Origin of the sequence: Schlesneria sp. (assembly GCF_036405755.1) — a bacterium.
Taxonomy (GTDB): domain Bacteria; phylum Planctomycetota; class Planctomycetia; order Planctomycetales; family Planctomycetaceae; genus Schlesneria; species Schlesneria sphaerica.
In genome coordinates this window covers 1-7,610 of sequence record NZ_DASWWZ010000751.1, presented here as the reverse complement: position 1 = coordinate 7,610, position 7,610 = coordinate 1, and the positions used below count along the sequence as shown (strand labels likewise).

The window sequence follows — 7,610 nt, the reverse complement described above, 5'->3', positions numbered from 1 at the left end:
GAGAATTTGGGCAGACTTACGGAATTTTTCATCCCCGCTATCCATCCAGCATCGGCGGTAGAATTCCAATCGGTCTCCCTCGGAAACAAATCTGGAATCATTCATGCCCTGATTCAAGCTGCGGGGTGAAGTTCCGCAAGTCCTGCCCGTGGGTCTCCTGAAGCGCCTGGAACCCCACGGTCGAATTGTGCGAACCTTTTTAAGGAATGCACATGTCCTTGCCTCGTCCAGTTTTCTGGCGGTGCACGGTATGACTGTCGAACGATTCAGTCAACCAAGCGAGTAACAAAGCAACACACCTTGCCGCGACGGCAGGCAAGATGTAGGCTTCGACGCGACATCAGTTCCCTGGTTGACGAAGTAGCCGCAAAGCTGCGTTGAAATCGTGGCTGCCGTTCACTCGAGGAATTGGTCCGCCCGTCCCTTTTCTGCGTTCATCTCGTGATCGCCGAGTTTTTGTCGTAGTACGTGAAGCGGGTAATTCCCTCATCCCCGATTCAGCCCCCGAGAAGTACCATGTCTGCTCCGATCGAATCGCCGCCACTTCCCGCCTCGCTTCAGATGGCGAATGACGTCGAGCGTCGATTGCGTCAACAACAGCCGGGCATCTACTTCGTCTTGCCGCGTGTCGTCCGCCGTGTGCTGCAGAACGAACTCGACATCGCCAGCCCACTGCAGCAGCCCCCTCACCGCAAGACTTATGTCATTCAGCGGGATCGCCTGCTTTGGCTGGTGAATCGTGACGAGCTCGGCGTCAGTGACCGTGCTGCCCTGCCTGAGCAGATCATTCTGATCGCTCAACCCGAAGAAGATCAGCTTGAAAAGATGACTCGGGAAGAATTGCTGCGGCATTACTGGCGATTGGTCTTTCATGCCCGCATCGACTCCGAAATGCTGAAGAACGCCAGTCGAGGCCGCATGACGGCATCTGAGTTGCGCAGTCGGATCGACCAGCTCGGCCAGACCGCATTTGATGAAATTCGGTCGGTTCTGCGCGCCGAACAAATGCTGACCAAACCCGACGACGATCGGAACGTTTATTCTGAATTCGTCGCGGTGTACCACGAATTGACCGCCTTTGCCTCGCGGCTGATTCCTCTCTACTTCCCCAGCCTGCCTCCCGCAGATCAGGTCCTGAAGGTCATCAATCGCGAGTGTGATGCAACTCGCCTGTTGGACGAGACGCGACCCTTGGACCTGGCTCGCGATATCCCGGCGGATGTGGAGATCAACTACGCACTGACCACAGAAGTGAAGAAAGAGCCTGTCCCGTCGAAGGTCCCACGCCGCTCGGCCCGTCACTACGAAAGTCTTATCCGAAAAGCCGCCAGGATCAGCGCAAAAGGAAACCACGTTCGCGCCTCCTTAACGCTCCAGTCAGCCCTGGAAGTCGCTCCAGAGACGTCAATTGACGATGCTCGTAATCTTTTGCGAAGTGAAGTCCAGAAACTGGTGAATCGACTGCAGGCAGCGCTGGAATTCAGCGATGAGGAAGCACTTCCCTGGATCGCGATCTGCGAAAAGCTGTTGCCCGCCGCTCAAACGGGATTCTGGAATCCAAACGCGCGGCTGCTCTACGACCTGCAGTCTGTCTGTATCGACAGCGAGCAGGAGATTTACCGGGTGGATCTGCTGCGATGGGCTTTCAGCCTGGGAAAATCGCCACTCAAACGCCCCTTGCCGATGCAGCGAATCGTCATGATGTCGAAGCATCTGCGTCGTGCCGCGCTGCGCGTGCCGAACATTGATATCGATCCCGAGGGCCAGACTGAACTAAGCCACCTGATTCACGAGGCCGCCGATGCCGCCGAGCAGATTTTGCGATCGCGCGTCGGACCAACGATCGAGCGAAATCTGGAGGATGCCGGATTCGTCCCAGCCAGCATCGTCGAGCGAGTGGCACTCAAGAAGATGGTGCAGGAGCTTTCCGACGGCATCGTTGAGCGAGGCTTCATCACGCTAGGAGGATTGCGGGACACCATTTCCCGTAACCAGCTCAAGATGCCCGATCTGGTCGATGTGAAAGAATTCTTCAAGGGTGACCCACTGCTTCGTGCCGACAAACTGATGTCAGTCTCGCTGGCCGGGGTTTATCAGCGCGGTCCCTTCTACCTGCGTTTTCTCCAGAAACTGAACTCACTCGCCTACGGAATCCACTGGGGCCGATTACTGACGCAGTATATCGCTCTCCCGTTTGGCCTCTCATTCCTGCTGCTAATGTCGATCGAAGAAATTGGACATCTCATCCTCGGCTTCGGTCCCGCTCCGCAGCACGTCGCGGCGGAGCTTCATCCGCACGATGAATTACGACACGAGGGCGAAGCTCCGGTCGAAGCACAACAAGCCGAGGATCAACCTGAAGTTCTGCCCCCCGTCGCTGATGCCACTGTCGCAGATGAACCGGTACCCCATTCGGAACTCGTAGCCGAAGAGCCACCGCCAACTTTGGACGAGGCGGATGAGACAGCCATCCCTCCCGCAGTGCTGCAGCAACACGCTGCGGGACATGGTCGCCATCTGGTCTACAGCCACGAGGCGATGCTGATTCTGGGGTGTGTGATCTTCATGCTGATTCACTTCCCCCGGTTCCGACAATGGGTGATCTGGTTTCTGGTCAAATCCTGGGCCGTGCTCAAGGTGCTGCTGGTTGAAGTACCCCGAGCAGTGCTCCGCTGGCCCTGGGTCGACTGGCTGATGAAAAGTTTTCCCATGATGCTTTTCCGTCGGTTTGCCCTCGCCCCGCTCATCGCAACATTCTTCTTCTGGCAGGTCCTTCCTCATCTGGGCTTTTACAGTCTTCTCAACCGCTGGTGGGGATTGGCCATCTTCATTGCGTCGTTTGTCGTTCTGAATTCTCGCGTCGGGCGTGACACTGAAGAACTGGCCCGCGAATTCTTCGGACGTACCTGGTATCGCATCCGCGTCCATCTCGTCATGGGCATGTTCACACTGATCGTGGATGTCTTTCGTGCATTGACCGACTGGATTGAGCGAATTCTCTATGCGGTCGATGAATGGTTACGGTTCCGTAGTGGTGAGTCCCATCTGACCCTCGGAGCCAAAGCCATCTTTGGACTCATCTGGTCCTTCATTCATGGCGTCGTCCGGTTCTGCGTGACGCTGCTGATCGAACCTCAACTGAATCCGATCAAACATTTTCCCGTTGTCACAGTCTCACACAAAATCCTGTTCGCCACGTTCTACCTGCCGCTCGGCCAGAGTCTCGTACGGTTGTTTGATCTCCGAGTGGCGACAGCCTATACCGCCTCGACACTGATCCTCATGTGTATCCCCGGAGTCTTTGGATTCCTCGCGTGGGAACTCAAAGAGAACTGGCGGCTTTACAAAGCCAACCGCTCTCCCAAGCTGCGGCCAGTGCGAATCGGCGATCATGGAGAGACCTTGCTCCGGCTTCTCTGCCCCGGTTTCCATTCCGGGACGATCCCGAAATTGTTTGCCAAACAGCGACGCGCGGCGAGACGTGACGTCGATACTTTCTCGTGGAACAACCAGGCCCGCTTCGCCGAGCGACTGCATCACGAAGCAGCCGCGCTCAGGCACTTCATCGAACGTGAACTTGTTGCGTTACTCGATATCAGTCGCACTTTCCGCGACGACCGCTTTCAGGTCCGCGACGTCGAACTCGCCACCAATCGAGTGGTCATCTGGATCGACAAGAGCAGCAAAGAAACAGCTTTCCCTGCGGATACGCCCTTGCAACTGGAGTTTGCAGAGCAATCCGGTTGGCTCGTTGCCACAGTCCGGGAACCAGGATGGCTCAGTCAGTTACCGGCTCGCGATGTCGAAGTCTTCAAAGTCGCTGTAATGGGTCTTTACAAGCTCGCCGCAGTCGATCTGGTCCGGGAACAAATTGAAATTCAACTGGCCCAATCCACACAACCTGGCTCGAAGTCTGTGGCCAGCAACGGAGTCCCCGCCGATCGAAAGCGACACGCGTACGACATCAACTCGACGGGATTGGTGGTCTGGCCGCATCGCAACTACGAACACGAAGTTCACTACGTTCTGGACGATCAACCTGTCGCTCATCCCCGCCCTCGGTCCGCCGCGCGCGCGGCTGGTTTGACCGCGTTCCCCATGGGGGCGCTGATGTTCAATTTGCACGACATTGACTGGGAAGACTGGCGTAAATTCTGGGATCATGAGCAGAGTGAATCCCCTCCACCGTCGACACTTCTGTCGTTCAACTGGTAATTCCGCAGCAAAGCAACCTTCCCAATGAGGTGGGCGAAATTCGGCAGAAAATGCCGTCCAGGCAGGCTGCCATAGGCGCGCATCCTCATTCGAAGTATCCTCTTACAACGAATAAACGGCCGCAGAGAACGACCTGTCTGCGGCGGCCCTGGGGCGATGGAGCGCACCGAGATGCACTTTGCTGGAAGCTCAAAAACTGTCATCTTGAAGATGGCCACCAAGTCACTTCAGGAAGAGACACACGTCGATCATGACCTGACGCTCGTCATTCCGGCCTACAACGAAGAGGCACGGCTCCCAAGGACGTTAGCGGACGCAAAGTCGTATCTGGATGCCTGGGGGATTAACTACCGTGTCCTGGTCGTCGACGATGGCAGTCGTGATGAAACCGCAAAGCTGACCGAAGCATTCGGCCGCAGGTTCTCGACGATCCGACAGACCAATGGTGGAAAAGGGTCCGCCATCCGTAACGGGATGATGTCGTCCAGCGGGAAGGTGATCGGCTTCACCGATGCAGACCTCCCCTACGACCTGGACGCGCTGAAGACTGCTTACCAGATCATCGAGACCGGCCGGCGAGACGTGGTCTTCGGAAGCCGAACCATCGAAGGAGCCACATCGCGCGTGGAACGCCGGTTGATGCGGACACTGGCTTCGTTCGTGTTCCGCACCTGCATGATGTGCCTTGTCTCCCGAGAGATCACTGATACCCAGTGCGGACTGAAAGTTTTCAGTCGCCGTGCCGCTCGAATGATTTTCTCGCGGACGATTGTCAACGGTTTCGCGTTCGACGCCGAGGTCGTCTATTTGACCCATCTGTTGAACCTTTCCTTTGAGAAAGTCGCGGTAACGCTCGTCAACGACTACTCAACCACAATCTCACTGACGAGGAATGCCATTCCGATGCTCATGGACGTCGTCGGTGTCCGACTGCATGGCCTGCGAAACGGCTATCGCCCCGATATCGAAGTGCTCAATCCAACCTCCGCCGCGACGACGCCGGCGAGGAAGGCGGCATGATGTCGGCCTCTTCGAGTCCCCGTCATTCAATCGTCTTTCATGCAGATGACTTCGGCATGAATGCGGCCGTGAACGCGGGAATTGAGGCGGCCTTTCGCGAGGGTCTGTTAACGAGCACTTCAGTCCTGGCGAACGCACCTGCTGCAGAAGATGCCTGCCGCGTGTGGCCGGCCCTGATGGCAGACGTGCAGACACGTCGACTTTCTTCCCTCGAACGTCGCCGTATGCTGAGCGACCCCGTTACCCCGTTTGACCTGGGCATTCATCTGAATTTGACCCAGGGTCGACCGCTGACATTGAATGACTTTTCGCCGGAGTTACTCGACGAGGAGGGGTGCTTCCCCGGGATCGGCAAACTGTTCGCTCGTATTAATCATGCCAGCGACGCTCAAATGAAATCCGTCGAAGCAGAACTCCGAGCCCAGATCGAATGGATGATCGCCCGGGGCCACCACCCGACGCATTTGAATGGCCATCAATACATTGAACTGATTCCGCGAATCGCAGCGATTGTCCCCGCCCTGTTGCACGACTACGCCATCCCGACTGTGAGAGTTGCCTACGAACGGGGCCTGTTCCGCAGCGTCCTGCTGCAGGGAGACGTCACAGGCTGGGGACTTGGACTGGTCAAACGACATTTCGCGCGGGCATTTCGACGACGGATGGCTAACACCAAGGTGGCGTTTCCAGATCGTTTTTTTGGAACCTCTCACGCTGGCCGCATTGATGACGCCACGATGACGCGGTTTCTGGCGGGTGCACGAGGAACAAGGATGACCGAAATCGGGGTTCATCCCGCCATCGATCCCGGCCCGGACACCTCAGCGGAATCGGATCCCTGGTTTGATCCCCTCGCGGAACTCCGATCGAACGAGCTCAAACTCCTCTGCTGTTCGAAACTCGCAGAAGAACTCCGCTCGCGGCAATTCAGTCTGGGCCGAATCTCTGCCTTGGCCACTGAGACATGGGCCACTGAGGCGACTTGAATTTCGGCAGAATCGCAACGCCGCGAGGGGCGTCCGGCGAATCCGGTCTCCGCTCGCGGGTGTTTGCAAAAAGCGAGAGCCGGTCAAGATGACCGGCCCCTGGCTCACGACACCGCACGAGACGGTGTCTTACATCGGTGCTTCAGGAAGTTCCGACAACCACTTGTTCCGGATCGGGATCAGGTGCTGAAGGACGTCGACCAGAACTTCGGGAGGCGACTGCATCGCGTCCACGCACTTAATCAGTTCTTTCGGGTAACAGTTGATAACGGGTTCCGACTCAGCTCGATAAACGTTGAACCGGGTCTTGATGATGTCTTCATTCGCATCGTCAGCCCGATTATCGCGGATCGCGCGACGCTTGATGCGGTCGATCATCTGCGATTCATCGACACAAATCAGATGGATAATAGCGAGAACATTGATGGTGTTCTTGAGCATTTCCACCTGATTGGGGTTTCGTGGAATCCCATCGAGGACCAGCAGTTCATCAGGCGGACGATAGCGCGACACAGCAATGTGTCCGTTCAGAGCCTTGGTCCAGATACGGACCGTCAGTTCATCAGGAACCAGTTGCCCGCGGGAACTGAACTGATAGATCTCACGCCCTTCCGCCGAGTTAATGTTCAGCGAGCGAAAAACATCGCCACAAGAGAGGTGATAAAAGCCGGGGATCTGCCCCAGAATTGATCCTTGCGTTCCCTTTCCGACCCCCGGTGCTCCAAACAGGAGAACCGTCGGAAATCGTCCATCAAACATGTGTCACCCTTCGTCGGTTGATTCTCGGTCGGTCGATTCACGATTTTTAATGCGTCAGGCGTGACGATCAGCAATGACCAGAGTTCCGTCTCTTGCGGCGGGAAAATATCTGCCGAACATTCTGCAAATCCGCGGCGAATTATCATTCTCATCCGCATCACGTCATTCTCGATTTCCCTTCCCCCGGTTCCGGGGCTTTCATCTGGAAACGGAAAACGCTGCAGGCATCTTAATCTGGTGAGCCTTTTAGACTCAACAGTCTCAGAATCGTCTCCTGTCACCAGGGGACTTCACCCGTTTCCATTCCCCGCTCCGACGGTCTTCGGCTCACGTGGAGTCTCAAGCATATCTGAAATCCGCGGCTGCTGTGCCCCGGAAAACCTGACGGATTTGAGAGGTTATATTGCACCCGCGCAGCTCGCATCTGATAATGTCAAATGAACCGCTGTTGCAGCCATTTCCGATTGTGCTTCCACTGACGACTTTTTTTTGGCTTCACGGCCCGGGAGCGCACATGATGGTGTTGCAACAGTCACACAACGAAGAAGGGAGCTTTGAGTGATGAAGCCCTGGCTGGTGATGCTTCTTAGCCTTGTTGCTCTGTACGAGCCGACCGTGGCCGACGCACAA

4 protein-coding genes are annotated in these 7,610 nt (G+C 56.4%); 3 read left to right on the top strand and 1 reads right to left on the bottom strand.

The features are described from left to right. Positions 1 to 516 precede the first annotated feature (516 nt). From VGE80_RS24655 to VGE80_RS24645, 3 genes are all read left to right on the top strand, one after another. On the top strand, positions 517 to 4,215 hold the full coding sequence (locus tag VGE80_RS24655) for a hypothetical protein (protein WP_440594500.1): 3,699 nt from the start codon (positions 517 to 519) through the stop codon (positions 4,213 to 4,215). A gap of 171 nt (positions 4,216 to 4,386) precedes the next feature. Then, positions 4,387 to 5,235: a glycosyltransferase gene (locus tag VGE80_RS24650; protein WP_440594499.1), complete on the top strand. Its 849-nt coding sequence runs from the start codon at positions 4,387 to 4,389 to the stop codon at positions 5,233 to 5,235. After that, entirely contained in the window at positions 5,232 to 6,221 is a 990-nt protein-coding gene (locus VGE80_RS24645) for a carbohydrate deacetylase (protein WP_440594498.1), read from the top strand. Before VGE80_RS24650 ends, VGE80_RS24645 begins: the two co-directional genes overlap by 4 nt. 129 nt (positions 6,222 to 6,350) lie before the next feature. Here the strand turns inward: VGE80_RS24645 and VGE80_RS24640 are convergent, their stop codons facing one another. Then, the gene (locus tag VGE80_RS24640; RefSeq protein WP_373650475.1) at positions 6,351 to 6,980 is read right to left on the bottom strand and encodes an adenylate kinase family protein; all 630 of its coding nucleotides are present in this window, start codon (positions 6,978 to 6,980) and stop codon (positions 6,351 to 6,353) included. Positions 6,981 to 7,610 lie beyond the last annotated feature (630 nt).

Coding starts and splice junctions, on each gene's coding strand:
- VGE80_RS24655 (WP_440594500.1), top strand. CDS start 517: ATGTCTGCTCCGATCGAATCGCCGCCACTTCCCGCCTCGCTTCAGATG.
- VGE80_RS24640 (WP_373650475.1), bottom strand. CDS start 6,980: ATGTTTGATGGACGATTTCCGACGGTTCTCCTGTTTGGAGCACCGGGG.
- VGE80_RS24645 (WP_440594498.1), top strand. CDS start 5,232: ATGATGTCGGCCTCTTCGAGTCCCCGTCATTCAATCGTCTTTCATGCA.
- VGE80_RS24650 (WP_440594499.1), top strand. CDS start 4,387: ATGCACTTTGCTGGAAGCTCAAAAACTGTCATCTTGAAGATGGCCACC.